This is a genomic window from Streptomyces sp. BK208 (genome assembly GCF_004364245.1).
GTDB lineage: Bacteria > Actinomycetota > Actinomycetes > Streptomycetales > Streptomycetaceae > Streptomyces.
Genome location: NZ_SOAV01000002.1, coordinates 499,332 through 525,961, shown reverse-complemented (window position 1 = coordinate 525,961; position 26,630 = coordinate 499,332). Strand labels below are relative to the sequence as shown.

Below are 26,630 nucleotides of genomic sequence, written 5' to 3'. Positions count from 1 at the left end.
CCCGGCCCGACGACGGCGTCCGGCCCGATGGTGGTGGGCCCGGCGACGGTGTCCGGCCCGGCGGCTGCGTATGGTCCGGCGGTTGCGTCCGGCCCGTGCGGCCTCGCCGTCCGCGTCACGTCCGTGTTCATGGCCGCACGAGATCCCGCAGGTCGGCGAAGCGGCGCTCGCCGATGCCGTTGACCTCGCGCAGTTCGTCCACCGAGCGGAAACCGCCGTGCTGGGTGCGGTAGTCGATGATGTGCTGGGCGAGGACCGGGCCGACGCCCGGCAGGGTGTCGAGCTGCTCGGTGGTGGCCATGCTGAGGGAGACCGGTGCCGCGGGTCCCGCCCCCGCCTGCCCGCCGGGTGCGGGTTGCGCTCCGGGCGGCGGGGGCGCGGGTGCGGACGCTCCGACGATCACCTGCTCGCCGTCCACCAGGAAGCGGGCCTGGTTCAGTCCGTCGGTCTTCGTGCCGGGGCGCACGCCTCCGGCGGCACGCAGGGCGTCCGCGACACGTGAACCGGCGGGGAGGGTGTGGATGCCGGGCTCGCGGACCTTGCCGCCGACGTCCACCACGATCTCGGCCCCCGCCGTGGGCGAGGGCGCTGACCCGGACCTGGACGCTCCGGTGGTGGCGCCCTCCCCGACGCCGCCCTCCCCGGTCTTCGGCGCCGCGTCCCCGGCTCCGTACGCCGCCGCCTCTCGCACCACCTCGGGGGCGGCCACGGGCTGGGTGCGACCGGCCCGGAAGTGCTGCACCGCGAAGACCGCCGCGACGACGAGCAGCACCGAGAGCGCGGCCACGCTGCGGCGCTCCAGCCCGCACCGGGCCTGCAGCCACAGCGGCATCCGCTCCCGCAGCGCCTGTCCGGTCCGCTGCCGCCAGGTCGTCCCGGCGCCGTCAAAGCAGGGGTCGGCGGTGCCGGTGCCGGTGCCGGTGCCGGCAGTGGCGTCGACGCCGGGCGGCGGCGGGCCCTTCCCCGTCTCCTCCTGCGACCCGTCGTGCGCGGCGTGCTCGGCATGCTCGGCATGCTCGCCGTCCTCCGCGCGCCCGGCGAACAGCGCCTCCGCCCTGCGGCGCAGCTCCTCCGGCGGTACGCGCCGGCGGCCGTGCCGGGCGTGGGAGCGCAGGCGGGAACGGGAGCGGGAGCCGGACGCGCGACGGTGCGCGAGGCGGCCGTCGGAAGCCGGGGCGCGACCCGGGCCACTGGTCGCGTTCGCGGTGCGGGAGTGTGATCGAAGAGCCATGCGACGAGGATCGGACACCTCGCCCCCACCGCGACGATCATGGTCGATTACCGGGGACTACCCACGGGTTGTGGAAAACTCCGACCACCGCACGAGTGTCACACGACGACGCTCATCACACCGGTCCACCGCGCACGCCGCACCCCCTCACCGCGACCGCACCGCCCTCACCGCGTGGAGACCACGACCCCCAGCAACCCCGGCCCCGTATGCGCGCCGATCACCGCGCCGACCTCGCTCACGTGCAGGTCCGCCAGCCCGGGCACCCGGTCCCGCAGGCGGTCCGCGAGGGCCGACGCCCGGTCGGTGGCGGCGAGATGGTGGACCGCGATGTCGACGGGTGCGCTGCCCGCCCGGTCGGCGGCGATCTCCTCCAGGCGGGCGATGGCCTTGGAGGCCGTCCTGACCTTCTCCAGGGGTTCGATGCGGCCGCCCGCCAGCTGCAGCAGCGGCTTCACGGCGAGCGCGGAGCCGAACAGCGCCTGGGCCGCCCCGATCCGGCCACCGCGGCGCAGATAGTCCAGGGTGTCGACGTAGAAGTAGGCCGAGGTGCCCGCGGCCCGCTTCTCGGCCGCCGTGACGGCCTCGTCCACCGTGCCGCCCGCCTCCGCCGTCTCCGCGGCGGCGAGCGCGCAGAACCCGAGGGCCATCGCGATCATGCCGGTGTCCACGACCCTGACCGGGACGGGCGCCTCCCGGGCCGCGACGACGGCCGCGTCGTGGGTGCCGGAGAGTTCGGCGGAAAGGTGCAGGGAGACGATGCCGTCGGCCCCGGACTCGGCGATCCTGCGGTAGGTCTCGGCGAAGAGCGCGGGGCTGGGCCGGGAGGTGGTGACCGGCCGCCGTTTCTGCAGGGCCCGGGCCAGGGAGCGGGTCGAGATCTCCGTGCCCTCCTCCAGGGCGCGGTCGCCCAGGACGACGGTCAGGGGTACCGCGGTGATGCCGTGCCGCTCCATCGTCCGGGCCGGGAGGTAGGCCGTTGAATCCGTGACGATAGCGACATGGCGGGACATGAGCTGGAGGTTACCTGGCGTAGTGCCCGTACGGCAGTCCGGCCCCGTGCCCGTACGGCAGTCCGGCCCCGACGACCGGGCGTTCACCGCGCACGGCCGGCCGGCAGGCAGGCCGGGTCAGGTCGTGCTCTCCGGGCGGGTCTTCTTCTGCCACGGGTACACGGGACGCGCGGCGGGCGGTGTGATGGCGGGCCGCGCGGGGTCCGCGGCCTGTGCCTGTGCCTGTGCCGGGGAGTCCGGCCAGGTCTGCCGGGCGGGCGGGGCGTCGGCGGACGGCGCGTCGGGCCAGGACGGCGACGCGACGGTCCGGTCCTCGCCCGGCGTCGTCCCGGTCTCCGTCTCCCGGTCCGTCCAGTGCCGCAGGGCGCCAGCCTCCACGTCGATCTGGGCGCTCAGCGAGTCCAGGTCGTCGTCGGCGAAGTGGCGGGCGCGGTCGCGGGCCGCCCAGCGCAGGGCGTCCGCGGACCGGGTGATGCGCTCGGTGCGCTCGCGCAGGCCGGGCAGGCGCTCGGCGAGGGTGGCGCGGTCCGGCTCGGACTCCAGCCGCCGCAGCTCGCCGTCCAGCTCGAAGCCGTGGGCGCTGAGCCGCTCGAAGAGGGCGAGGGACTCCTTGAGGGACGCGTCCTCGGCCACGCGCGCGTGCAGCGCGTCCTGGGTGGCGCGCATGGAGGTGCGCAGCGTCAGCCGCAGCTGGGCCAGCTCGGCCGCCGGGCCCACCTGGACGAAGGACTTGGCCCGCAGGGTGTGGTCCTCCACGGTGCGGCGGGCCTGGGTGAGACCGCGGTCCACGCTGCGCTTGGCCGCACCGACCGCCTTCACCGTGGCGTAGACGCCCAGCACCACGGCGAGCAGGAAGAGCAGGGCGAACACTGTGAGCGCTGCTTCCACGGAGCTCCTCCTTCGGACGTCCGGCCCGCGCACCGGCGGTCGGCGGCGCATGTCGCGCCGCTCTTCCACCGTAAACGCACCGGGCAGGCCCGAGGTTCCGCGAGAACCCCGAACCTGCCCGCACCCGACCCGTAGGGGACGCCCGGGCGCCCCGGTCACCGCACACGCGGTCCCGGGCGCACCGGTCACCGCACACGCGGTCCCGGGCGCACCGTCACCGCACCACGCGGCTCCCCGGGCGCCCCGGTCACCCGCTACGCCGGGACGATGTTCACCAGCTTCGGCGCCCGCACGATCACCTTGCGGATCCCGGCCCCGTCCAGCGCGGCCACGACCTTCTCGTCGGCCAGTGCCGCCTTCTCCAGGTCGCCCTCGGAGATGGACGGGGCGACCTCCAGCCGCGCCTTGACCTTGCCCTTGATCTGCACGACGCAGGTCACGGTCTCGTCGACGACGTAGGCCGGGTCGGCGACCGGGAAGTCCTGGTGGACGACCGAGGACTCGTGCCCCAGCTTGCGCCACAGCTCCTCGGCGACGTGCGGGGCCAGCGGCGCGACCAGCAGCACCAGGCGCTCGGCGACCGACCGCGGGACGGGGCCTCCCACCTTGGTCAGGTGGTTGTTCAGCTCGGTGACCTTGGCGATGGCGGTGTTGAAGCGCATGCCCTCCAGGTCCTGCCTTACGCCGTCGATGGCCTTGTGCAGGGCGCGCAGGGTGCCGGCGTCGATGTCGCTCTCCGCGACGTCGGCCACGGACAGCTCACCGGTGTTCTCGTCGACGACGTTGCGCCACAGCCGCTGCAGCAGCCGGAACTGGCCGACCACCGCGCGGGTGTCCCACGGCCGGGACACGTCCAGGGGGCCCATCGCCATCTCGTACAGGCGCAGCGTGTCGGCGCCGTACTCGGCGCAGATCTCGTCGGGGGTGACCGCGTTCTTCAGGGACTTGCCCATCTTGCCCAGCAGCCGGGAGACCTTCTCGCCCTGGTAGTAGTACGCGCCGTCGCGCTCCTCGACCTCGGCGGCGGGCACCGCGATGCCGCGGCTGTCCCGGTAGACGTAGGCCTGGATCATGCCCTGGTTGAACAACTTGTGGAACGGTTCGGACGAGGAGACGTGGCCCAGGTCGAACAGGACCTTGGACCAGAAGCGCGCGTACAGCAGGTGCAGCACGGCGTGCTCGGCGCCGCCGACGTACAGGTCGACGCCGCCGTGCGGCAGGCCCTCGCGCGGGCCCATCCAGTACTGCTCGATCTCGGGGTCGACCAGCTGCTCGCTGTTGTGCGGGTCCAGGTAGCGCAGCTCGTACCAGCAGGACCCGGCCCAGTTGGGCATGGTGTTGGTCTCGCGGCGGTACCGGCGCGGGCCGCGGCCGTCGCCCAGGTCCAGGGTGACGTGGACCCAGTCCTCGTTGCGGGACAGCGGGGTCTCGGGCTTGGTGTCGGCGTCGTCCGGGTCGAAGGTGCGCGGCGAGTAGTCCTCGACCTCGGGCAGCTCCAGCGGCAGCATCGACGCGGGCAGGGGGTGGGCGATGCCGTCCTCGTCGTAGACGATCGGGAAGGGCTCGCCCCAATAGCGCTGGCGGCTGAACAGCCAGTCGCGCAGGCGGAAGTTGACGGTGCCCTCACCGGCGCCGGTGCGCTCCAGCCACTCGGTGATGCGCTCCTTGGCCTCGACGACGGACAGGCCGTCCAGGCTGACCTCGTCGTTGGACGACGCCATGATCTTCGCGTCGTAGGAGGCGAAGGCGTCCTCCCACGTCGCGGTGTCGGTGCCGCGGCCGTCGGTCGGCTCGACGATGCAGCGGATCGGCAGCTCGAAGGCGCGGGCGAACTCGAAGTCGCGCTGGTCGCCCGCCGGGACGGCCATGATGGCGCCGGTGCCGTAGCCCATCAGCACGTAGTCGGCGATGAAGACCGGGACCTGCTCGCCGTTGACCGGGTTGGTCGCGTACGCGCCGATGAAGACGCCGGTCTTGTCCTTGGCCTCGGCCTGCCGCTCGACGTCGGACTTCGAGGCGGCCTGCGCGCGGTACGCGGCCACGGCCTCGGTCGGGGTGGCGTGACCGCCGGTCCACGCCTCGCGGGTGCCCTCGGGCCAGGCGGCCGGGGTGAACTTCTCGACCAGCGGGTGCTCGGGCGCCAGCACCATGTAGGTCGCACCGAACAGGGTGTCGGGGCGGGTGGTGAAGACGGTGATGCGCTCCCCGTCGACGGGGAAGTCGACGCGGGCGCCCTCGGAGCGGCCGATCCAGTTGCGCTGCTGCAGCTTGATGGCCTCGGGCCAGTCCAGCTGGTCCAGGTCGTCCAGCAGCCGGTCGGCGTAGGCGGTGATGCGCATGTTCCACTGGCGCAGCTTGGACTTGAAGACGGGGAAGTTGCCGCGCTCGGAGCGGCCGTCGGCGGTGACCTCCTCGTTGGCCAGCACGGTGCCCAGTCCGGGGCACCAGTTGACCGGCGCGTCGGAGGCGTAGGCCAGGCGGAACTCGCCCAGGACGTCGGCGCGCTCGGCCTCGCTCAGCGCGCTCCAGGTGCGCCCGCCGGGCACCGCCCGCTCACCGGAGTCGAACTGCGCGACCAGCTCGTCGATCGGACGGGCCCTCTTCGCCTCGTCGTCGTACCAGGAGTTGAAGATCTGCAGGAAGATCCACTGGGTCCACTTGTAGTACTCGGGGTCGATCGTGGCGAACGACCGCCGCTTGTCGTGACCCAGGCCCAGCCGGCGCAGCTGGCTCACCATGTTCTTCATGTTGGCCTCGGTCGACACGCGCGGGTGCGTGCCGGTCTGCACCGCGTACTGCTCGGCGGGCAGGCCGAAGGCGTCGAAGCCCAGGGTGTGCAGGACGTTGTGGCCGGTCATCCGCTGGAAGCGGGCGAAGACGTCGGTGGCGATGTACCCCAGGGGGTGGCCGACGTGCAGGCCCGCACCGGAGGGGTACGGGAACATGTCCATGATGAACTTCTTGGGCCGGGCGACCAGCTCCGGGTCGCCCGCCAGGTCACCCTTGGGGTTCGGTGCGGTGTAGGTCCCCTCGGCGTCCCAGAAGTCCTGCCAGCGTGCCTCGATCTCGGCGGCCATGGCAGCCGTGTAGCGGTGCGGCGCGGCGTCCGCCGACACAGGGGCGGTCGCCGCGGGGTTCGTCTCGCTCATGATCCTCAAAGCTCCATCGATCGTCTCTGCCAGCGGCTGCGACCTTCATGTCCAGCGGCTGCGGGGCCGGGAAATGAAAAATCCCCTCGCACAGGAGGGGACGCCGCGCCGATTCCGGCCTCCGGATACGACCGGGGTCGGGACTGATCAGCGCGGCTCGCTAAGCAGAAGGCGTACGGCACGCATGGCGTCAGGGTACCGCAGTCGCCGAGCGGGCCGCGACGGGCTTCGGGGCCACCGGAACGCGGGTCCGGGGACCCGGTAACCGGGGGCCGCTCCTGAACCAGGGTCAAAGGTTACTTCGCGTAACGACCACTAAGGGACGCCACTACAAGCGGACTGCCATTTGATAACAACGCAATAACTCAAACCTCCTACCCACGGGTATGGCGCCACTTAGAGTGCGGCAGCGGGACCGCTTTCCCGAACCGCTCCGGAGTTGCCCCCATGAACCCTCCCCCGCTCCACCCTCGCGACACCAGTTCGCCGCCTCCCCGCGCGTCCCTGACGTGGGGAGGCCGTTCGTCATGACGAACGACAGCACGGTGGACGACACCTTCGCCCAGTTCCTCGACTTCGGCGCAGGGGTCCTCTCCCTGGTCTTCCTCAGCTGCTCGGTGATCTGGGGCCTGCTCGCCCAGGACCGGATCGTCCTCGACACCCGGCAGCGGATCCTGGCCCAGGCGGTGCACCGGACCACCGCGGTCGCCTCGGTCGTGTTCCTCCTGGTGCACATCGTGGTCAAACTCCTCCTGGACCACACCACCTGGGTCGCCGCCGTGATCCCGTTCGGGCTTCTGGCCACGGAGGACGAGGCGTTCGGCGGCCGGGCCGTCCTCATCGGCTTCGGCACCCTGGCCAGCATGCTCATGATCTTCGTGAGCGTCACCGGAGCCCTGCGCAACCGCTTCGCCTCCCCGGCTCCGGTGGCGGCCCGCTGGCGGGCGATGCACATGCTGGCCTACCCGGCCTGGTGCCTGGCCCTGCTGCACGGGCTCTACGCGGGTCGAGCGGCGAAGCCGGTCTTCGTGGTGCTGTACGCCCTGTCCGTGGTCGGCGTCATGGCGGCACTGGCGCTGCGCGCGGCGCCCCGCCCGGTCAAGCGCAAGGTCGCCGACCGGATCGCCGGCCTCCTGGGAACCGCGCAGCGACCCGCCCGTGAGGCCGAGGCCGACAGCCGGCCGACGGGCGCCTCCGCCCTGCCGGGCCACGAGCGCGCCGGGGCCTCCCGGTCACGCGGCGCGTCCCCGTCCGCCCCGTTGTACGAACCGGCGGAGCGCCTCACTCCGCCGGACGCCGCGGGCGGCTTCGCGGCGGCCTACCGCGCCGTGTCCGGGCCCTCGGGCGCACGCCGGACGCCGCTGACTGCCGACCCGGCCGCGTCCGCCGCCCCGCTCCCGCCGGACATGCGGCCCACCGAGGCGATGCCCCTCGTGGACGGCGGCGGCAGCACCTCGGGCAGCTGGCCCATACCGTCGCCGCCCCCGGTCGGCGAGGCTCCCCCGTCGCACTACGACCCGCTGAACGACACCGGGTACACCATCCCGGTGTACGGCGCCACGGACGCCTCGGGTCACTCCGCGGCGTACTCGGCCCAGTACTCCTCGCCCCCCGCCTCGGGCTACGGCTCGAGTGACGTGTACGACACCCGTGAGACGAACGCCGCCTTCGACACGTACTACCCGGACGACACGTACAACAGCGGTCCCACCCCTGAACCAACTCCCGGTGCGCCCTCGTCCCGCGACTTCGACGCACCGGGTTCCGGTGAACCTTGGAACACGCCTTCCGGAGGCTTTGAGTGAACGAGGCCCTGCCCGACGTCCCCGAGGTCCGCGTGGTCGGGCTTCCCCAGCTCACGTCGGGCTTCGACCTTGTCGAGCGGCTTGATCTGCCGATGCACCTGAAGGTGCACGGTCCGCTCGAACCGATGGGCGGGGAGCAGCTCGCGCAGCTCTCCGAACGCATCAACCTGAGGGGCCGCGGCGGCGCGGGCTTCCCCTTCCACAAGAAGCTGCGCTCGGTCGCCGAGGCGGCGATCAAGCGCGGCGTACGGCCGGTCGTGGTGGTCAACGGCAGCGAGGACGAGCCGGCCTGCCGCAAGGACACGGTGCTGATCAACCGCGCGCCGCACCTGATCCTGGACGGCGCGCTGCTGTGCGCCGAGGCCATGGGCGCCCGCACGCTGGTCATCGGCGTCACGCGCGAGTCGACGCAGCGCTCCATGGAGGCCGCCCTCGCCGAGCGCGGCCTGAGCAACGGCCGCCGGTCCGCCCTCCGCGCGCGCGTGCAGCGCAACCCGGTGCGCATGGTGACCGGCGCGGCGGCCTCGCTGATCCGATCCATCGACGGCGGCCCGGCCATCCCGCCGGGCCGCAAGGTGAGCGCCTCCAGGAGCGGCGTCGGCGGCGCGCCCACCCTGCTGTCCAACGCCGAGACCTTCGCCCAGCTGGCGATCGCCGCCCGCATCGGCCCGGAGCGCTACGGCAACACCGGCCTGTACGACGAGCCGGGCACCGTGATGCTCACCGTCTCCGGCGCGGTGGCCCGCCCGATGGTGATCGAGGTCCCCACGGGTGTGCCGCTGCGCTACGTCCTCCAGCTGGCCGGCGCCCCGCCGGTGCCGCAGGGGGTGCTGACCGGCGGTTACCACGGCAAGTGGATCGACGCGGCGACCGTCGACGAGGCGATCGTCTCCCGCAACTCGCTGCAGCAGGTGGGCGGCTCGCTCGGCGCGGGCGCGATCCTGCCGATCGGTCAGGACACCTGCCCGCTGGGCGAGTCGCTGCGGGTGGCGCAGTGGCTGGCCCAGGAGAGCGCCGGCCAGTGCGGCCCCTGCTACCTGGGCCTGCCGGCCGCCGCGCGGGGCCTGGAGGACATTCTCAACGGGGGCGGTCCCGCCGCCCTCGAAGCGGTCAAGCAGGTCGCCGGCAACGTGAAGCGTCGCGGCGCCTGCTCGCACCCGGACGGCTCGGCGATGTTCCTGGAGTCGACCGTCAAGGCGTTCACGGACGACCTGGCCGCCCATGTCCTCGGCAACGGCTGCGGACGGCCCGTGGAGGGCGTCCTGCCGCTCTTCGAGGGGGGCAGGACCCCGACCGGCGTCCCGGGCGGCGGGGAGGAGAACGGGCCCAGTCGCCAGAAGATCCACGTCGACTGGACGCTGTGCCGGGGCCACGGGCTGTGCGCGGACATCCTCCCGGAGGTCTTCCAGCTGGGCGCCGACGGCTTCCCGACCGTCGCGCAGGCCGAGGTGCCGCGCTTCGCGGAGGCCAAGGCGGTGCGCGCGGTGCGCCGCTGCCCTGCGCTGGCGCTGCGCATCGAGGAGGACACCCGCGGGCAGGCCCCGTCCTCGCGCACCAACCTGCCGGTGCTGTCCCAGGGCCGCGGCCGCCGGGCGCTCGGCCGCTGAGACGGAGCACGCGAAAACCCCCCGGATCGAGGATCCGGGGGGTTTCCCTGTCACTGTGGAGCTAAGGAGAATTGAACTCCTGACCTCCTGCATGCCATGCAGGCGCTCTACCAACTGAGCTATAGCCCCTTGTTGTCCGCCGCCCGGTCTCCCCGGCGGCGACGCCAACATTACACGGTCGACCGGGCACAACACCAAATCGTTTCCGGTTTGCCCGCTTTGCCCTCTTGCGGGCTCCGGTCAGGCCGCCGGACCCGGGGCGCGGCTACGCCGTCACGAACGAGTAGAACCGCTTGAGCGTGCAGTGTTCCTCGAGGAGCCGGCCGTAGATCGGCTCGCCCTCCAGCTCGCGGTACGTCTCGATGGGGTCGCCTTTTATGATCAGCGCCCGCGCGCATTCCTCGCACCAGTACTGGTAGTCGGGGTTGACCGGCTCCATGTCGCGCACGATGGGCGTGCCGCTGCCGCACCAGTCGCACTTCCGCCTGTGTGCACCCATCGATCAGCTCCAGCTGTGGCCGCAGGCCGTGCACACGTACGAGACTCCGCCGTTGTCGCCGAGGACTTGGGCCACGTGCCCGGAACCGCAGGAGGGGCAGCTGAGACGAGTGACGGTGTTCCTTGCCATCGCTCCACCGAGGAGGTGACCGACCTCCTCGAGGATGCTCCCAGGCATCGCCACTCCCTCCCGTCGGGCCGCGGTCCCCTTCCGGCCGTTTGATTCTGCCACGACCGGGCCAATACGGTCAGCGACGCCTCAGTACCGGTCCGGACACGGAGGCCCCGCAGATCTATACGCCCGTGGGACGTGTGTTGCTCAAGCGGACGCGGAACGAAAAATCCCGCCCCCCGAAGGGGACGGGATTCGTCCGTGGGCTGTGGAGCTAAGGAGAATTGAACTCCTGACCTCCTGCATGCCATGCAGGCGCTCTACCAACTGAGCTATAGCCCCTGGTGCCACGCGACCCTGGCCGCATGGTCCTTCACTTCGCTCCGCTCGGCGGGGCGAACAAGAAGAACTTTAGCCTGCGACCTGCCGGAAAGTGAAATCCGGGGGCCCGGGCCACCGGCCGGGGCACGGGCGCCGGGCCCGGCCGCCCCGCTCAGACGTCGTCGCCGAGCACCGGTTCCGGCAGGGTGCCGGCGTTGTGCTCCAGCAGGCGCCAGCCGCGGGCGCCCTCGCCCAGGACGGACCAGCAGCAGTTGGTCAGCCCGCCGAGGCTCTCCCAGCTGTGCGGTTCCAGGCCGAGCAGGCGTCCGATGGTGGTGCGGATCGTGCCGCCGTGGCTGACCACGACGAGGGTGCCGTCCTCGGGCAGCTTCTCGGCGTGCCTGAGCACCACGGGGGCGGCCCGGTCGGCGACCTCGGTCTCCAGCTCGCCGCCGCCGCGGCGCACGGGCTCGCCGCGCTTCCAGGCCGTGTACTCGTCGCCGTACCGGGCGATGATCTCCTCGTGGGTGAGGCCCTGCCAGACACCCGCGAAGGTCTCCCGCAGCCCCTCCTCCAGGGTGACCTCGAGGCCGGTGAGCACGGACAGCTCGGCGGCCGTGTCCGCGGCGCGCGCGAGGTCGGAGGCGACGATGGCGTCGGGCCTCAGGTGCACGAGCAGTCCGGCGGCGCGGCGGGCCTGGGCGATCCCGGTCTCGGTCAGCTCGACGTCCGTGCTGCCCTGGAAGCGGCGCTCCACGTTCCACGCGGTCTGGCCGTGCCGCCAGAGGATGACGCGCCGGCCACGGCCCGGCTTGCCGGCCGACACCTCGCCGGTGGCGCTCATCGCCAGTCCTCGTCGGTGCGCGTCGCCTCCTCGGCGGCCTGGAGCCTGGCGTGCTCCTCCGCCTTGCCGCGGGTCTCCTTGGCGTCGGCGGGCAGGTCCAGCTCGGGGCAGTCCTTCCACAGCCGCTCCAGGGCGTAGAAGACGCGCTCCTCGCTGTGCTGGACGTGGACGACGATGTCGACGTAGTCGAGCAGGACCCAGCGGGCCTCGCGGTCGCCCTCGCGGCGCACCGGCTTGGCGCCGAGCTCCTTGTTCAGCCGCTCCTCGATCTCGTCGACGATCGACTTGACCTGGCGGTCGTTGGGCGCGGAGGCCAGCAGGAAGGCGTCCGTGATCGACAGCACGTCGCTGACGTCGTAGGCGATGATGTCGTGCGCGAGCTTGTCGGCCGCCGCCTGTGCGGCGGCGTTGATGAGTTCGATGGAGCGGTCGGTCGCGGTCACTGCCTGGCTTTCGGGTCGGCGGTCGGTTGACCTCAAGGGTCTCACGACCGCCGACACGGGCCCACGCGGAAGCCGTGCGCCCCCGGGCCCCCTACGACGCCGGCTCGTAGTCCTGGCCGAGCACCACCGAGACCCGCGCGTTCGCGGAGACCTTGCCCTGGGAGACGGAGCCGGTGGGCAGGCCCAGGGTCTTGGCCACCTGGACGGCGTTCTCCTTGTCGGCGGCCGCCCCGTAGACGACCTCCGAGGTGGCCTCGGTGCCGGAGGCGGTGCCGCCCGACACGAAGGTGAAGCCGCCGTTGAGGAGCACGACGCGGGCCTTGGCGGTGCGGTCCTCCTCGCCGGTGGCGTTGCGGACGGAGACGCTGACGGCCGCGTCCTTGTCGGGGCTCTTGGCGGTGCCGCCGAGCACGTCCTTGACGACGCTGTCGCCGGCCTCGGCGCTGAGCCCGCCGTCGTCCTGGACGGGCAGCAGCGCGGTCTTGAAGTCGCCGCCCTTGGCGCGGTCGGAGAGCCCGGCGAGGAACGTGCCGAGGTCCTTCTCCGTCAGCGGCGGGTCGAGGATCATGCCGAGGGTCTGGACGGTGGTCGTCGCGGCCTGCGGGTCGGAGGACAGCTTGCGCAGCACGCCCTGCATGACCTGCCCGAACCGCTGCAACTGGGCGTTCGCCTGCTCGCCCGGGCCCTTGTACGTGGCGTAGGCGACGGCCGTCTTGCCGCTGAGGGTCTGGCCCTCGCCCTTGTGCACGAGGGGCGCGGCGCCCTTGTCCTTGGACTCCGGGTCGGGGACGTCGGCGTCGGTGTCGACGTCGATGTTGCCGACCAGGTCGACGAGGATCTGGAGGTACGGCGTGTCCAGGCGCCAGGTGCCCTCGATGTCGGTGCCGAGGGCCGTGTCGAGAGCGGTGCGGGTCGCGTCGGGCCCCTCGTCGCCGACGGACTTGGCCAGCGTGGTGGTGCTGCCGTCGTCGCCGGTCAGGGCGAGCGCGTTGGGCACCAGCACGGCGGTGCCCTGTCCGGTGGTGGTGTTGTTCACGAGCAGCGCGGTGGAGGTGCCGCCGCCCTTGGTGTCGTGCAGGTGCACGGCGATCACGTCGCGCTTCTGGGCGCCCGCCGTCGTCGCGGCGCCGCTCTTGTCGTCGGAGGAGGACAGCCCGGGCAGCTTCCCGGCGTACCAGAGGTAGCCGACGCCACCGGCCGCGACCAGGGCCAGGACGACCACCAGGGCGACGACACGCGTGCGTGCGCGCCGCCGGGCCTCCTCACGGCGCTCGGTGCGGTTCTCCGTGAACTTCATCCAGTCGATGACGTCCTCGGAGTCGCCGGCCGGTTCCTCGACGAAGGCGAACTGCTCGGTGCGGTACTCCCCACCGGGTTCGGCACCCCCGACGGTCTCGGCGCTCTCGGGACTCTCGGGACTCTCGGGACTCTCGGCGGAACGATCCCGCTGCCGTTCCCCGGCCGGGCCGGCCTGCTGCGGAATGTGGGCGGTCTGTTCGGCGACCCTGGGCTGCGGGCCGCTGGTCGCCGCCCGGCCGTACGGGTCGTACGGCTCCTGCGGGGCCGGCCCGCCCCCGTGCGGGCCGGAGGGGTGGCCGTCGTAACCGCCGTAGCCGGGCGCGGGCGGCTGCGCCGGCTGCTGACCGGTGTCGTAGCCGCCCGGGGAGCCGTAGGGGTCGTAGGGCTGCTGAAGGGGCGGCTGAACGGGCTGCTGGGTGCCCGTGGCGTACGGGTCGTACCCGTAGTCCTGCTGCCCGTAGCCCCCCTGCCCGTACTGCTGCTGGTACTGCTGCGCGTGCTGGTCGTACTGCTGCCCCTGCTGCCCGTAAGGCTGCCCCTGCTGCCCGTACTGCCCGTGGAAGTGGCCCTGGTCCTGGCTCTGGGACTGGCTCTGGGCCTGGCTCTGGGCCTGGCGGTACACGGGGCGGCCGTACTCGTCGTAGCCGACGAGTTCGTACTGGTCGTCGCCGTGTCCCGCGTCGTATCCGTCGTTCACCGGTGCCCCTCTCGGCTCACTCGCCGCGGTACAGGTGGCGTTTGTCGATATAGCGCACGACTCCGTCCGGCACCAGGTACCAGACGGGATCGCCCTTGGCGACTCTCGCACGGCAGTCCGTGGAGGAGATGGCGAGGGCGGGGACCTCGACGAGCGAGACACGGCCCTTGGGCAGTCCGGCGTCCGTGAGGGTGTGGCCGGGCCGGGTGACGCCGATGAAGTGGGCGAGCGAGAACAGTTCCTCGCTGTCGCGCCAGGTGAGGATCTGGGCGAGGGCGTCGGCCCCGGTGATGAAGAACAGGTCCGCGTCGAGATTGAGCGCGCGCAGGTCGCGCAGGGTGTCGACGGTGTAGGTGGGGCCGCCGCGGTCGATGTCGATGCGGCTGACGGAGAACTGGGGGTTCTCGACGGTCGCGACCACCGTCATCAGATAGCGGTCCTCGGCCGCGGAGACCGCGCGGTGGCTCTTCTGCCACGGCTGCCCGGTCGGGACGAACACCACCTCGTCCAGCTCGAACTGCGCGGCCACCTCACTGGCCGCCACGAGGTGGCCGTGGTGGATCGGGTCGAAGGTGCCGCCCATGACGCCCAGGCGCCGCCTGCCCGCCGACGGGCCGTCGCCCCGACCGCCGGCCGGGCCGGTGGCGCGGGCGGGCACCGCGTTCTGCGTGCCGCGCGCCGTCTGCGCCGCCGGCGCGTGCGCCGGGCCGGTAGGCGTGTCGTGCTCTCCCATGCGAGCAGACCCTACCGGCCCGCCCGGAGCGACCCGGTCGCGCCCACGGAGCCGGGGCTCAGCGGTCGCGGTTGAACCGGGTGGTGATCCACAGCAGGAGCAGCAGGATGACGAACGCGCCGATGCCGGTGACGTAGGGGCTGAGGCTCTCGTGGTTGCCACCGTGCTCCTCGCCGCCCTCGGCGGCGAGGGTGGCGAACTGGGCGGCGCTGAGGGGAAGGCTCATCTTCGGCAGGACCTATCCGGTGTGGGCGGGACAAGACGTCCGCTCATCGTATGCGGGCGCCCCGCGGGCGATCACGCCGACTCCGCCGTTGGGGACGGTCCGACGGCCCGCAGCCGGGGGTCAGGGGGAACCTTCGGATCCCCTCAGTCGTCCTTCTGCTTGTACCCGCGCAGCAGGAACCACGCCGTCAGTACGCAGCCCACCACCATGACGATCAGGACGATCCGGAGCAGATTCCCCGGCCCCTGCTGCTCGGCGGCGGTCGTGGCTGCGGCGAGCCGGTCGGCGTGGGAGATGTGCTGCATGGCGTGGGCTCCTTAGACGTACTGCCCGTCCACGGTATCTCCGCCTAGGCTGGGCCCGGCTCCGGGGGCGCAAAGGACCGCACAAGGGTTCGCAAAGGCCAGAGATGCACACAGGCCGGGCACACGTACATACAGGCCACACAGACGCACATGGGGGAAGACATGTCCGACGGCCACCACAACGGGCACGAGCACGTCCCGGGCAGACAGCGCAGGCGCTTCCCCGGCATCTCCTCGCGTGCCTACGAGCATCCGGCCGACCGCAGCGCGCTGGTGGCGCTGCGCAGGCTGAGCGGCTTCGACACGGTCTTCAAGGCGCTGAGCGGCCTGCTGCCCGAGCGGAGCCTCAGGCTGCTGTTCCTGTCCGACTCGGTGCGGGTCTCCGACCGGCAGTTCGCCCACCTGAACGTCATGCTGCGCGACGCCTGCTACATCCTGGACCTGGAGAAGGTCCCCGTGATGTACGTGAAGCAGGACCCGGCCCCGAACGCGATGTGCATCGGTCTCGACGAGCCGATCATCGTCGTCACCACGGGCCTGGTCGAGCTGCTCGACGAGGAGGAGATGCGGGCGGTCGTCGGGCACGAGGTGGGCCACGCCCTGTCCGGGCACGCGGTCTACCGGACCATCCTGCTCTTCCTGACCTCACTGGCCGTGAGGGTCGCGTGGATTCCCCTGGGCAACGTGGCGATCATGGCGATCGTGACCGCGCTGCGCGAGTGGTTCCGCAAGTCGGAGCTGTCCGCCGACCGCGCGGGGCTGCTGGTCGGCCAGGACCTGCGGGCCTCGATGCGGGGCCTGATGAAGATCGCGGGCGGCAACCACCTGCACGAGATGAACGTGGACGCGTTCCTGGAGCAGGCCGAGGAGTACGAGGCCGGCGGCGACCTGCGCGACTCCGTGCTGAAGATCCTCAACGTGCTGCCCCGCTCGCACCCGTTCACCACGGTGCGGGCCGCCGAGCTGAAGAAGTGGGCGGCCTCCCGGGACCACCAGCGGACCATGGACGGCCATTACCCGCGGCGCGACGAGGACAAGGACGCCTCGGTCCGGGACTCCTTCCGCGAGTCGGCGTCCAGCTACGCGACGCACGTGCGCAACTCCAAGGACCCGCTGATGAAGCTGGTCAACGACATAGCGGGCGGCGCCGGTGACCTCGGCGACCGGATGCGGCGGGGCTTCGGCGGCTTCGCGGGCTCCCAGCCGCGGCAGTCCGGGAACGGGGACGGTCCGGCGGAGGGGCCCGAGGACGGCTCGGGGCGCCCTGACGGGCCCGAGGGGCCGGGAGGGCCCGAGGGGCCCGGGGGCGACGGTCCGGGGTCTCCGCGGGACTCCGCGCCGCGCGACGGCGCCTGAACCCGCTCCCGCTCCCGCTCACACCTTCGGCTGGGCGTGCTGCGCGAGGCTGCCGCACAGGGCCGTGGCGTCGCCCGCGGCGTACGGGTCGGTGCCGGCGGGGACGCCGGCCCCGGCCTGCTGGCCGGCCAGCAGCGGGCGGAGGTGGTCCGCCGTGTCCTCGGCGCAGGAGAGCGGTCCGGCCTGGACGTAGGAGGCGACGAGCCGGGTCTGGTGGAGGCGCAGGTCGTCCCGGTCGAAGCGGAAGCGCAGCTCGCGCCGGACGGTGAACAGCGACTCCTCGGCCCGGGCGGCACCGGCGGGGCGCAGCGCGTACACCATGGTGTGGTCCGCGGCGACCTCCAGGGTGGACGCGTCGCTCTCCACGATGCGCAGGCTGCCGTCCACCCGGACGCCGGGGTCGGCCAGCTCGACGCGGCCGGGGTCGAAGCGGATCAGCCAGCCGGTGGGCGCGTGCCGGCCGTCAGCGGCGGGCCTGTCGAAGCTCTCGTCGAACTGTTCGAGCTGGTCCGGGTCGAGCAGCACCCGTACCGAGCGGACCTGGTCGCCGCCGAGCACGTCCGGGTCCAGCGCCGAGCGGACGATGTAGTTCTTGGCGGTGGTGAGCGCGTTGAGCACCTGGTCCTCGGAGAAGTGCGCCGTGCGCCGTGCCCCGGGCAGCGGGACGCCCTTGGCCGCGGTCCTGAAGTGCGCGGCGGGACTGTGCGCGTACAGGAAGGCGGCGTCCTCGGCGCCGGGCACCCGCTCCCGCGGGGCGAGCGGGACGACGGTCATCCGCACCGGCTCGGCGGGCCGCTGGCCGGCGGCGCTCTGGTAGGGGTGCCGTACACCCATGTAGATGGCGGTCCCGAAGGCGACGGCGATGAGCACGACGAGGATCAGCGCCTGCCGGGACAGTCCGGCCCGGCGCAGCGGCGTGCGGCGGCGTACGGCGGGCGCGTGGTCGGTGATGCGCTCCTGGGCGGAGAACTCCTGGAGCCGGGCAGCGCGCACGAACGATTCGTCGAAGACGACGGACCGGTACTCGTCCTCTCCGCCTCCGGGGGTGCCCTCGGGCGTTCCTCCGGGCGGACCGCCACGCCCTGCCATACCTTCAGAGTGGGTCTGCGGAAGGGCGCGTAAACGCGCTGCCACAGGTCAAGTTGGGACAGCTTGCCACCGCGCCCAGGGGCAGGTCAGGGGCTGCGCGGGAGCACCGGGACGGCGGGGCGGGCGGAGTCGGCGGCGGCCGAGGGCGTCACCGCGCCGCCCTGCTCCGGGCCGGTCGAGGCGGGCGGCGGCACCCGCTGCGGGCCGCCGCCCGAGGACGCGCCCCGGTAGACCGCCACGAAGGCCAGCGCGACCATGCCGATGCCCATCGCGAGGGCGAGCAGCCAGGCGACCGGGCGGTGCCACCGCACCTGCTTGCCGGAGGCCGGCGGAGCGCCGTACGGGCGGTCGAGGAGGTCGCGGTCGTCGTCCGGGTCGTCGAGGTCGGGATCATGGCCGAAATCGCCGTACCCGTCGTCGTAGCGCTCGGCTCTGCTGCGGCCGCGGCGGGCCGCTTCGGCCTCGGTGGCCTCGGCTCTGGCCTGCGCGGCGGCCAGGAGGCGCTCGACGGCGGTCGGCTCGTGCACCGCGGCCGCCTGTACGAAGGCCTCGTCGAAGACCACGGAGGCGAACTCTTCGTCCGACACCCCGCGGTCCTGGTCGTCGTCGGGCTCCCTGCCGTCCGGGAACGGCGTGCCCCCCACGTCCTCCGGCACGGGTCCAGCCTAGACCTGGGGGGTCGTTTTGGGCAGACGGCGGGGAAATTCTCCCGGTGGGTGAGATGCCCCGATCGGGGCATCCGGCACCGGCCGTCAGCGGCGTACGTGCCCGTCGCCGGTGACGATGTACTTGGTGCTGGTCAGCTCCGGCAGCCCCATCGGGCCCCTGGCGTGCAGCTTCTGGGTGGAGATGCCGATCTCGGCGCCGAAGCCGAACTGGCCGCCGTCGGTGAAGCGGGTGGAGGTGTTCACCGCGACCGTGGTGGAGTCGACCAGCTGGGTGAAGCGCCGGGCGGCCTGCTGCGAGGTGGTGACGATGGCCTCGGTGTGACCGGAGGTCCACAGCCGGATGTGCTCGACGGCCCGGTCCAGGGAGTCGACGACGGCGGCCGCGATGTCGTAGGACAGGTACTCGGTCTCCCAGTCCTCCGGGGTCGCCTCGACGACGGTCGCCCGGGAGTCCTTGGCGTACGCCGCCACGCGCTCGTCGGCGTGCACGGTGACCCCTGCCTCGGCGAGGGCGTCCAGCGCGCGGGGCAGGAAGTCGGCGGCGATGTCCTGGTGGACCAGGAGGGTCTCGGCGGCGTTGCAGACGCTGACGCGCTGGGCCTTGGAGTTGATCAGGATGTCGACGGCCATGTCCAGGTCGGCCTGCGCGTCGACGTAGACGTGGCAGTTGCCCGTGCCGGTCTCGATGACGGGGACGGTGGACTCCTGGACGACGGTGTTGATCAGCGAGGCGCCGCCGCGCGGGATGAGCACGTCGACCAGTCCGCGGGCCCGCATCAGCTCGCGCACGCTGTCGCGGCTCTCGCCGGGCACCAGCTGCACGGCGTCGGCGGGCAGCCCGGCCCCGCCCACGGCGTCGCGGACCACCCGGACCAGGGCCGTGTTGGACCGGTAGGCGGAGGACGAGCCGCGCAGCAGGACCGCGTTGCCGGACTTCAGGCACAGGGCGGCGGCGTCGACGGTCACGTTGGGCCGGCCCTCGTAGATGATGCCGACCACGCCGAGCGGCACGCGGACCTGCCGCAGGTCGATGCCGTTGGGGAGGGTGGAGCCGCGCACCACCTCGCCGACCGGGTCGGGCAGGGCGACGACGTCGCGCACGTCGGAGGCGATGGCGCGGACCCGCTCCGGGGTGAGGGTGAGCCGGTCGACGATGGCCTCGCTGGTCCCGGCGGCGCGGGCCTTGGCCACGTCCTGGGCGTTGGCCTCGACGATCTCGCTCGTACGGACCTCCAGCGCGTCCGCGACGGCGAGCAGCGCGTCGTCCTTGGCGGCCCGCGGCAGCGGCGCGAGGTCGGCCGCGGCGGACTTGGCCCGGTAGGCGGCCCGGGTGACGGGTGACATCGAGTCGTACGGCGAGAGCGTGGTCATGGGGGGAAGGGTAGTGCGCGCGGTCCGGGCGGTCGCCTGCCGTCCCATCCCGCGAGATAGGCCACCAGAAGGGTCAAAACGGGTGAACGCCGACGGGTGTCGCAGGCGCCGGCCCGTACCCCGCGGCGATGCGCTGGTGGTAGGTGACCCGGTCGATGACCTCCAGGCCGACGATCTCCCAGGGCGGCAGTCCCGCCGTCTGCCGGTGCTCGCCCCACAGCCGCAGGGCGACGGCGGCGGCGTCGTGCAGGTCGCGGGCCTCCTCCCAGTACCGGATCTCCGCGTGGTCGTCGGCGTACCGGCTGGTCAGCAGGAAGGGGTGGTCGTGCGCGAGCTGTTCGAGCGCCCGGCGCACCTCGGTGAGCGGGGCGCGGGCGCCGGAGACGCTGAGGGTGACGTGCCACAGGCGCGGGGTGTGCTCGGGCTCCTCGCCGCGGAAGCGGTCGCCGGCGGCGACGCTGGTGAGGGCGCGCTCCTCGCCGCCCGCGCGGTTCGCGCTCCGGGCGCCGCCGGGGCGCGCGCCCGTGGTGCCGCGGGCGCCCGCACCACCGCGGGAGGTGGTACCACCGCGGGCCGCCGCCGTCCCAGGGCGTACTCCGCTCACGACGGCCTCCTTCACGCGCACGGCTCGGCCCGGTGGTCGGCCGGACTTGTCCCTGAGGAAAGTTGAGCAGGCTACGTGAGATCGCGGGGCGGTTTTGCGGAACGTCCACCACCGATTCGGGGACGTTTCGACCTATTACGGGTGCAGGATCACCAGATCGTCCCTGTGTACGACCTCACGTTCGTACGCGGGTCCGAGTTCGCGCGCCAGTTCCCGGGTGGAGCGGCCGATGAGCCGGGGCATCTCCTTGGCGTCGAAGTTGACCAGTCCCCGGGCCACCGCACGGCCCGCGCCGTCGCGCAGCTCGACGGGGTCGCCCGCGGCGAAGTCGCCCTCGACGCCCGCGATCCCGGCCGGCAGCAGCGACTTGCGGCCCTCCACGACCGCCCGTACGGCGCCGTCGTCGAGGACGAGCGCACCCTGCGGCGCGGAGGCGTGCTGGAGCCACAGCAACCGGTCGGCGGAGCGCCTGCCGGTGGCGTGGAAGTAGGTGCCGGTGTCGCCGCCGGCCAGGGCGTCGGCCGCGTGGACGGCGCTGGTCAGCACCACGGGGATGCCGGCGGCCGCGGCGATCCGGGCCGCCTCGACCTTGGTGACCATGCCTCCGGTGCCCACGCCCGCCTTGCCCGCGCTGCCGATCTCGATGCCGGACAGGTCGGCCGGGACGCGCACCTCGGCGATCCGCGAGGTGCCCGGCCTGCTCGGGTCCCCGTCGTACACGCCGTCCACGTCGGACAGCAGCACCAGCAGGTCGGCGCGGACCAGGTGGGCGACGAGCGCGGCGAGGCGGTCGTTGTCGCCGAAGCGGATCTCGTCGGTGGCGACGGTGTCGTTCTCGTTGACGATCGGGAAGGCGCCCATCGCCAGCAGCTTGTCGAGCGTGCGCGAGGCGTTGCGGTGGTGGGCGCGGCGGCTCATGTCGTCGCTGGTCAGCAGCACCTGGCCGACGCGGACGCCGTACCGCGCGAAGGACGCGGTGTAGCGGGCGACCAGCAGCCCCTGGCCCACGCTGGCGGCGGCCTGCTGGCGGGCCAGGTCCCGCGGGCGGCGGCGCAGCCCCAGGGGGGCCAGGCCGGCGGCGATGGCACCGGAGGAGACGAGGACGATCTCCTTGTCGGTCCCGCGCACCTTGGCCAGCACGTCGACGAGTGCGTCGACCCGGTCGGCGTCCAGGCCGCCCGCGGCGGTGGTCAGCGAGGAGGACCCGACCTTGACGACGATCCTGCGGGCCTCGCCCACGGCCTGCCTGGCCCCCGGTCCTGTCCCCGGCCTTGCCCCTGCCACGGCCCCGTCCGCCTCTCCCGTCGACACGCGCCGATCCCTGCGCTCGCCAGGCAATCTACGCGAAGGGCGACGCGCGCCGCACCGGAGTTCAGGCCGCGGACGGCACCCCGGCCCCCGCCGCGCCCGGCGCCGGGGCCGGCACGTGCGTGTCGTCGGACGGTCACCGGCCGTTAACCCGGTTGTCCGATGCGCGACGAGCCTGGAGCGACCGTAGTGCCCCTGTCCCTGCCCCGCCGCCGTCTCCCCCGCCTTCCGGGGCGGCGGACCACCGTGAAACTGCTCGTCCTGGGCGTGCTGGCGGCCGCCTTCGCCGCACAGGCCCTGGGCGCGCTGCTGCCGCACGTACCGCTGCTGCTCGCCGCGAGCGCCGCCTCGCTGGCCGCCGAGGGGGCGCTGTACCGGTGGCAGCGGGGCATGGTGTCGCTGTTCGCCAAGTCGCACGCCGACGTCACGGTCCGGCACGTGCTGCGGGACCTGCTGCTGGTGGTGGGCCTGCTGCGCCTGGGCGAGCAGCACCGGGAGGGGGAGTACGCCCCGCTCGTCGCCGGTCTGCTCGTCTTCTACGCGCTGCACTGGGCGATCCAGGCGGTGTCCGTCCTGGTCCGGCGCAGCCGCACGCTGCCCGTGGTGACGCGGAACATCGACGCCTCCGCGCTGCGGCTGACCCCGGCGCCCCCGGTGCTGCTGCGCCGCCCCGGGCACCGGCTCGCGGCGTTCGGGCTGCCCGCGACGGCCGGACTGCTGGCGACGGCGGCGACCGACGCGCCGGCGTACGGGGCGGCGGGGCTCGCGCTGTCCCTGGTGGTGGCACTGACGGGCCTCGGCGCGCTGCTGCTGCGGCTGCTGCCGGGGCGCCGGCCCGCCGGTGAGCAGGAGGTGCTCGACTGGTTCGACGCGTGGCTGGCCCGGTACCGGCCCACCGTCGGCCTGTACTTCTCGGGCGGCGCGTCCTCGGCGTACCAGGCGAACATGTGGCTGGAGCCGCTGGCGCGCCTGGAGGGGCGTCCGGTGATCGTGCTGCGGGAGCGGCACATGGTGCAGCGGATCGCGGCGACCGACATCCCGGTGGTGTGCCTGCCGAAGGTGTCCACGCTGATGCGCCTGGAGCACTCCAGCCTCCGGGTCCTCCTCCACCCGTCCAATTCCGGGAAGACCTCGCAGGTCCTGCGCATCCCGACCATCAAGCACGCCTTCGTCAACCACGGGGAGAGCGACAAGCTGTCCTCGTGCAACCCGTACGCGAAGGCGTACGACGAGGTGTGGGTGGCGGGTCCCGCGGCGCGCGAGCGGTACGCACTGGCGGACGTCGGCGTCGAGGACAAGGACGTCGTGGAGATCGGCCGTCCGCAGCTGGACGCCGTACGGCGGCACGCCGGGCCGCCCGCGCCCGGGGCGGCCACGACCGTCCTGTACGCGCCGACCTGGGAGGGCTGGGACGGCAACCCCGGCAACACGTCGGTGGTGGAGGCGGGCGAGAACCTGGTGCGGGCGCTGCTCGCGGACCCCGGCGTCCGGCTCCTCTACAAGCCGCATCCGCTGACGGGGTCGGTGGACCCCCGGGCCCGGGCCGCCGATCTGCGCATCCGGGAGCTGGTGCGGGCGGCCAACCGGGGGCGGGGCGGGCCCCGGCCGGACGCGGCGGCGGCCGCCCGCCTGGCCCGGCGGACGGCGGAGCTGGACCGGCTCACCGCGGCCGGTTTCCGGGCGGCGGCGGACCAGGCGGAGCGGATGCTGCGGCAGCCGGCGCCGGAGCCCGGGCGGGCGGAGGCGGTACGGCGGGCGACGGCCGCGTGGGAGGAGGCGTACTGGGCGTCGCTGCCCGAGTGGGAGCACCAGGTCGTCACGGACGCCCGGCCACCGCTGTACGCCTGCTTCAACCGGGCCGATCTGCTGATCAGCGACGTGTCCAGCGTGATCAGCGACTTCCTGGCGAGCGGCAAGCCGTACGCGGTCGCCAACACCAGCACGCTGGCCGAGGACGTGTTCCGCAAGTCCTTCCCCACGGTGGCGGCGGCGACCGTGCTGGCGCCGGACGCGTCCGGGGTGCCGGCGCTCCTCGAGGCGGTGCGGCATCCGGAGCGGGACGAACTCGCCGAGGAGCGTGCCGCGTTGGCGCTGCGGCTGCTGGGCCCGGCCGAGCCGTCGTCCCGTGAGCGCTTCGCCGGTGCGGTGCGGGACCTGTGCGAGACGGCCGGGCGGCACCGGGCCCGCAGGGCGGAGCGGCTCGCCGCGGACGTCCCCGTGCCCGGCCCGCGCCGGGAGGAGGCCCGGCCGCCCGTCCCCTCGGCGGTCCCGGAGCCGCACCATCACCACCGCTGAGCCCGGTCCCCGGCCGGGACGGGCCCCGCGCCTGTCACAGCCTCGTCACGAATCACGCCTCCTGAAGGGGCGGCCGGTTCCGTTCCCGGCCACCGGCGGCACTCCCCCGCCGCCCCGCCGGGGCCGCACCCGTGCGCACCGGCGTGCCCGGCTCCGCCCCCGACCGGCCCGGCCGGTCCTCCTGCCTCCCGGGGCCGTGCCACTGGCCGCGGGCCCGTCCACGGGTTCCGGATATCGACTCGGGCACATGGGGCGCAAAGCGACGCACGTCGATAAAGAGGACAGGGAGGCCGAATGTGAGGAAGTTCTCCAGCCGCTTCGACGCGGCCCATTCGGGCGGCCGGTCCGGCCATTTCCCGCCGTGGCGGGGCACAGGGCGTCCGACTACCGTGCCCGCGGAAACTCCGCGTGAATCCTTTACGCTGATGCGGCGGCGCGCTCCAGGCCCGAACGGGGTCCGGGGCGCGTTCCGGTCCCAGCCCGCGGTCCCGTGGTCAGTTCTCGGAACAGGTTGTAAGGATGCCCAAATTCTCTCTCGTTGTCCCCGTGTACAAGGTGCAGGGCTATCTGCCCGAGTGCCTTGACTCCGTACTCGGGCAGGACTGCACGGACTTCGAGATCGTCGCGGTCGACGACTGCTCGCCGGACGGGTCAGGGGCCATTCTCGACGAGTACGCGAAACGCGACGACCGGATTCATGTGATTCACCTCACGGAAAACGTGGGCCTGGGTCGCGCGCGCAACGCCGGTCTCGAAAAGGCCACCGGCGATTACGTGTTGTTCCTGGACAGTGACGACACGTTGACCGAGGGCGCCCTGTCGGCCATTCGCGACCGGATCGAGGCCACGGGCGATCCCGAGATCCTGATCTTCGACTACGCGCGTACCTACTGGGACGGCCGCGTCCGCCCGAACCTGCGGACCGACCTGCTCAAGGAGAAGGGCCCGGACTCCTTCTCCCTCGCCGAGCGCCCCCAGCTGCTCGACCTGCTCCAGATCGTGTGGAACAAGGCCTACCGGCGCGACTTCGTCGCCCGGACCGGGCTCACCTTCCCGCCCGGGTACTACGAGGACGCCCCCTGGACGTTCTGCTCCCTGATCAGCGCCGAGCGGATCGCCGTCCTCGACCGGGTCTGCGTGCACTACCGGCAGCGGCGCGAGGGCGGCAACATCCTCAAGACGGTCAGCCGCAAGCACTTCGACGTCTTCGACCAGTACCAGCGGGTCTTCGACTACCTCGACGCGCACGAGGAACTCGCCACGTGGCGCGCCCCCTTGTTCCGCAAGATGGTCGACCACTACCTGACCGTCCTGGAGCGCCCGGGACGCCTGCCGCAGGACGCGCGCGCCGAGTTCTTCCGCCGGGCCTCGGCCGACTACCGCGCCCGTGTGCCGAAGGGCTTCACCCGCCCGGACGGCGGCCGCGGCCACAAGTACGGGATGCTGGAGCGCAACGCCTACACCACCATGCTGAGCGCCCTGGCGGCGGTGAAGCTGCGCCAGCGGGTCAAGTCCCGTACCCGCACCGCGCTCAACCGGTCCAAGCGCGGTGCGATGGGCGCCTTCTACCAGTCGCAGCTCAGACTGCCGCTGGACGACGACCTGGTGCTGTTCTCCGCCTACTGGAGCCGCAGCGTCTCCTGCAACCCCGCCGCGATCGACGCCGAACTGGCCCGCCTGGCCCCGCACATGCGCCGCGTCTGGGCCATCCGCCCGGACGGCGCGGACCGGGTGCCCAAGGGCGTCAGGACCGTCAGGGTGGGTTCCCGCGAGTACTGGGCGGCCGTGGCGCGCGCCAAGTACCTGGTGAACAACGTGAACTTCGCGGACTCCGTGGTCAAGCGCGAGGGCCAGGTGCATCTGCAGACCCACCACGGCACGCCGTTGAAGACGATGGGCCTGGACCAGCAGAAGTACCCGGCCTCCACCGACATGAACTTCGACAAGCTTCTGGAGCGCTGCGACCGCTGGGACTACAGCATCAGCGCCAACCGGTTCTCGACCGTGATCTGGGAGCGGGTCTACCCCTGCTCGTACACCACGCTGGAGACCGGCTACCCGCGCAACGACGTCCTGGTCAACGCCACGGCCGAGGACGTGCGCGCGGCCCGCGCCGCGCTCGGTCTGGCCGACGGCGCCAAGGCCTTCCTGTACATGCCGACGCACCGCGAGTACCAGCCGGGCTTCACGCCCCCCTTGAACCTGGCCGTGTTCGCCCGCGAACTCGGCCCCGACGTGACCCTGCTGGTGCGCGGCCACTACTTCTACGGCGACTCCCCGCACGTCGACGAGCTGCGCCGCACCGGCCGCGTCGTCGACGTCTCCGGGCACCCCCGGGTGGAGGAGCTCTACCTCGCGGCCGACGCCCTGATCACGGACTACTCCTCGGCGATGTTCGACTACGCCGTGCTGGACCGCCCCCTCATCAGCTACGTCCCCGACTGGGACGTCTACTCCGCGGTGCGCGGCACGTACTTCGACCTGCTCCAGGAGCCGCCCGGCGCGGTGGCCACCACGCAGGCGGAGCTGCTGCGGCTGCTCGCCTCCGGCGCGTACGACAGCCCGGAGACGACCGAGCGCCGGGACACCTTCCGCCGGCGCTTCTGCGAATTCGACGACGGACACGCAGCCGAACGGGTCGTGCGACGCGTCTTCCTCGGTGAAGAGAGCCTGCCGCCCATCGTCCCGTTCGACGAACGCCACCACGCCCCTACTCCCGCCCAGGCGCTCGCGCTGGTCGAGCGGGCCTGACCCCGAAAGGAGACCAC

General features: G+C 72.9%; 21 protein-coding genes and 2 tRNA genes. 5 read left to right on the top strand and 18 right to left on the bottom strand.

Annotated features, from left to right (window positions below; all coding sequences use genetic code 11):
• Positions 1–127: 127 nt before the first annotated feature.
• From EV562_RS06915 to leuS, 4 genes are all read right to left on the bottom strand, one after another.
• Positions 128–1,231, bottom strand: coding sequence for a ComEA family DNA-binding protein (locus EV562_RS06915; RefSeq protein WP_133885754.1), 1,104 nt, complete (start codon positions 1,229–1,231; stop codon positions 128–130).
• 167 nt (positions 1,232–1,398) lie between these two features.
• Positions 1,399–2,244 carry a DegV family protein gene (locus tag EV562_RS06910; protein ID WP_133885753.1) on the bottom strand — a complete coding sequence of 282 codons (846 nt, stop codon included), beginning with the start codon at positions 2,242–2,244 and terminating at the stop codon, positions 1,399–1,401.
• A 117-nt stretch (positions 2,245–2,361) separates the two neighbouring features.
• Positions 2,362–3,132, bottom strand: coding sequence for a hypothetical protein (locus EV562_RS06905; protein ID WP_133885752.1), 771 nt, complete (start codon positions 3,130–3,132; stop codon positions 2,362–2,364).
• A 254-nt stretch (positions 3,133–3,386) separates the two neighbouring features.
• Positions 3,387–6,281, bottom strand: coding sequence for a leucine--tRNA ligase (gene leuS, locus EV562_RS06900; RefSeq protein ID WP_133885751.1), 2,895 nt, complete (start codon positions 6,279–6,281; stop codon positions 3,387–3,389).
• Positions 6,282–6,808: 527 nt separating this feature from the next.
• On the opposite strand from leuS, the gene EV562_RS06890 reads away from it, so the two are divergent.
• Together EV562_RS06890 and EV562_RS06885 are read left to right on the top strand one after the other, a co-directional pair.
• Entirely contained in the window at positions 6,809–8,086 is a 1,278-nt protein-coding gene (locus tag EV562_RS06890; RefSeq protein ID WP_133885749.1) for a ferric reductase-like transmembrane domain-containing protein, read from the top strand.
• A complete protein-coding gene (locus EV562_RS06885) occupies positions 8,083–9,693 on the top strand; it encodes an NADH-quinone oxidoreductase subunit NuoF family protein (RefSeq protein WP_166661625.1) in 1,611 nt (536 codons plus the stop codon). The genes EV562_RS06890 and EV562_RS06885 overlap by 4 nt, the downstream gene beginning before the upstream one ends.
• Positions 9,694–9,749: 56 nt before the next feature.
• Here EV562_RS06885 and EV562_RS06880 read toward each other — a convergent pair.
• The 9 genes from EV562_RS06880 to EV562_RS06835 form a co-directional block, all read right to left on the bottom strand.
• A tRNA-Ala gene (locus tag EV562_RS06880) sits at positions 9,750–9,822 on the bottom strand.
• A 136-nt stretch (positions 9,823–9,958) separates the two neighbouring features.
• The gene (locus tag EV562_RS06875) at positions 9,959–10,192 is read right to left on the bottom strand and encodes a hypothetical protein (protein ID WP_003976229.1); all 234 of its coding nucleotides are present in this window, start codon (positions 10,190–10,192) and stop codon (positions 9,959–9,961) included.
• Between the two features lie 380 nt (positions 10,193–10,572).
• Positions 10,573–10,645: transfer RNA gene (locus EV562_RS06865), tRNA-Ala, on the bottom strand.
• Positions 10,646–10,796: 151 nt separating this feature from the next.
• Positions 10,797–11,468, bottom strand: a complete 672-nt coding sequence (locus EV562_RS06860; protein ID WP_133885747.1) for a histidine phosphatase family protein — start codon at positions 11,466–11,468, stop codon at positions 10,797–10,799.
• On the bottom strand, positions 11,465–11,911 hold the full coding sequence (rsfS, locus tag EV562_RS06855; RefSeq protein ID WP_133885746.1) for a ribosome silencing factor: 447 nt from the start codon (positions 11,909–11,911) through the stop codon (positions 11,465–11,467). Before rsfS ends, EV562_RS06860 begins: the two co-directional genes overlap by 4 nt.
• Positions 11,912–12,002: 91 nt before the next feature.
• Positions 12,003–13,907, bottom strand: coding sequence for an LCP family protein (locus EV562_RS06850; RefSeq protein WP_133885745.1), 1,905 nt, complete (start codon positions 13,905–13,907; stop codon positions 12,003–12,005).
• 16 nt (positions 13,908–13,923) lie between these two features.
• Positions 13,924–14,640, bottom strand: a complete 717-nt coding sequence (gene nadD, locus EV562_RS06845) for a nicotinate-nucleotide adenylyltransferase (RefSeq protein WP_133885744.1) — start codon at positions 14,638–14,640, stop codon at positions 13,924–13,926.
• Positions 14,641–14,698: 58 nt separating this feature from the next.
• Positions 14,699–14,866, bottom strand: coding sequence for a hypothetical protein (locus EV562_RS06840; protein ID WP_133885743.1), 168 nt, complete (start codon positions 14,864–14,866; stop codon positions 14,699–14,701).
• Between the two features lie 143 nt (positions 14,867–15,009).
• On the bottom strand, positions 15,010–15,171 hold the full coding sequence (locus EV562_RS06835; protein WP_133885742.1) for a hypothetical protein: 162 nt from the start codon (positions 15,169–15,171) through the stop codon (positions 15,010–15,012).
• 162 nt (positions 15,172–15,333) lie between these two features.
• Here EV562_RS06835 and EV562_RS06830 point away from each other — a divergent pair, with 162 nt between their 5' ends.
• Positions 15,334–16,527 (top strand): M48 family metallopeptidase, encoded by a 1,194-nt coding sequence (locus tag EV562_RS06830; protein WP_133886056.1) that lies wholly within the window; start codon positions 15,334–15,336, stop codon positions 16,525–16,527.
• An 18-nt stretch (positions 16,528–16,545) separates the two neighbouring features.
• Here the strand turns inward: EV562_RS06830 and EV562_RS06825 are convergent, their stop codons facing one another.
• The 5 genes from EV562_RS06825 to proB form a co-directional block, all read right to left on the bottom strand.
• Positions 16,546–17,616 (bottom strand): hypothetical protein, encoded by a 1,071-nt coding sequence (locus tag EV562_RS06825; RefSeq protein ID WP_133885741.1) that lies wholly within the window; start codon positions 17,614–17,616, stop codon positions 16,546–16,548.
• An 86-nt stretch (positions 17,617–17,702) separates the two neighbouring features.
• Positions 17,703–18,272 (bottom strand): hypothetical protein, encoded by a 570-nt coding sequence (locus EV562_RS06820; RefSeq protein ID WP_133885740.1) that lies wholly within the window; start codon positions 18,270–18,272, stop codon positions 17,703–17,705.
• A gap of 96 nt (positions 18,273–18,368) precedes the next feature.
• Entirely contained in the window at positions 18,369–19,655 is a 1,287-nt protein-coding gene (locus EV562_RS06815; protein ID WP_133885739.1) for a glutamate-5-semialdehyde dehydrogenase, read from the bottom strand.
• Between the two features lie 73 nt (positions 19,656–19,728).
• Complete coding sequence (locus EV562_RS06810) at positions 19,729–20,259, bottom strand: hypothetical protein (protein ID WP_133885738.1); 531 nt, start codon at positions 20,257–20,259, stop codon at positions 19,729–19,731.
• Between the two features lie 135 nt (positions 20,260–20,394).
• Positions 20,395–21,498, bottom strand: coding sequence for a glutamate 5-kinase (gene proB, locus EV562_RS06805; RefSeq protein ID WP_133886055.1), 1,104 nt, complete (start codon positions 21,496–21,498; stop codon positions 20,395–20,397).
• Between the two features lie 231 nt (positions 21,499–21,729).
• On the opposite strand from proB, the gene EV562_RS06800 reads away from it, so the two are divergent.
• Both EV562_RS06800 and EV562_RS06795 read left to right on the top strand, forming a co-directional pair.
• Entirely contained in the window at positions 21,730–23,862 is a 2,133-nt protein-coding gene (locus tag EV562_RS06800) for a hypothetical protein (RefSeq protein ID WP_133885737.1), read from the top strand.
• A gap of 519 nt (positions 23,863–24,381) precedes the next feature.
• Positions 24,382–26,613, top strand: a complete 2,232-nt coding sequence (locus tag EV562_RS06795; RefSeq protein ID WP_133885736.1) for a bifunctional glycosyltransferase family 2 protein/CDP-glycerol:glycerophosphate glycerophosphotransferase — start codon at positions 24,382–24,384, stop codon at positions 26,611–26,613.
• Positions 26,614–26,630: the final 17 nt, after the last annotated feature.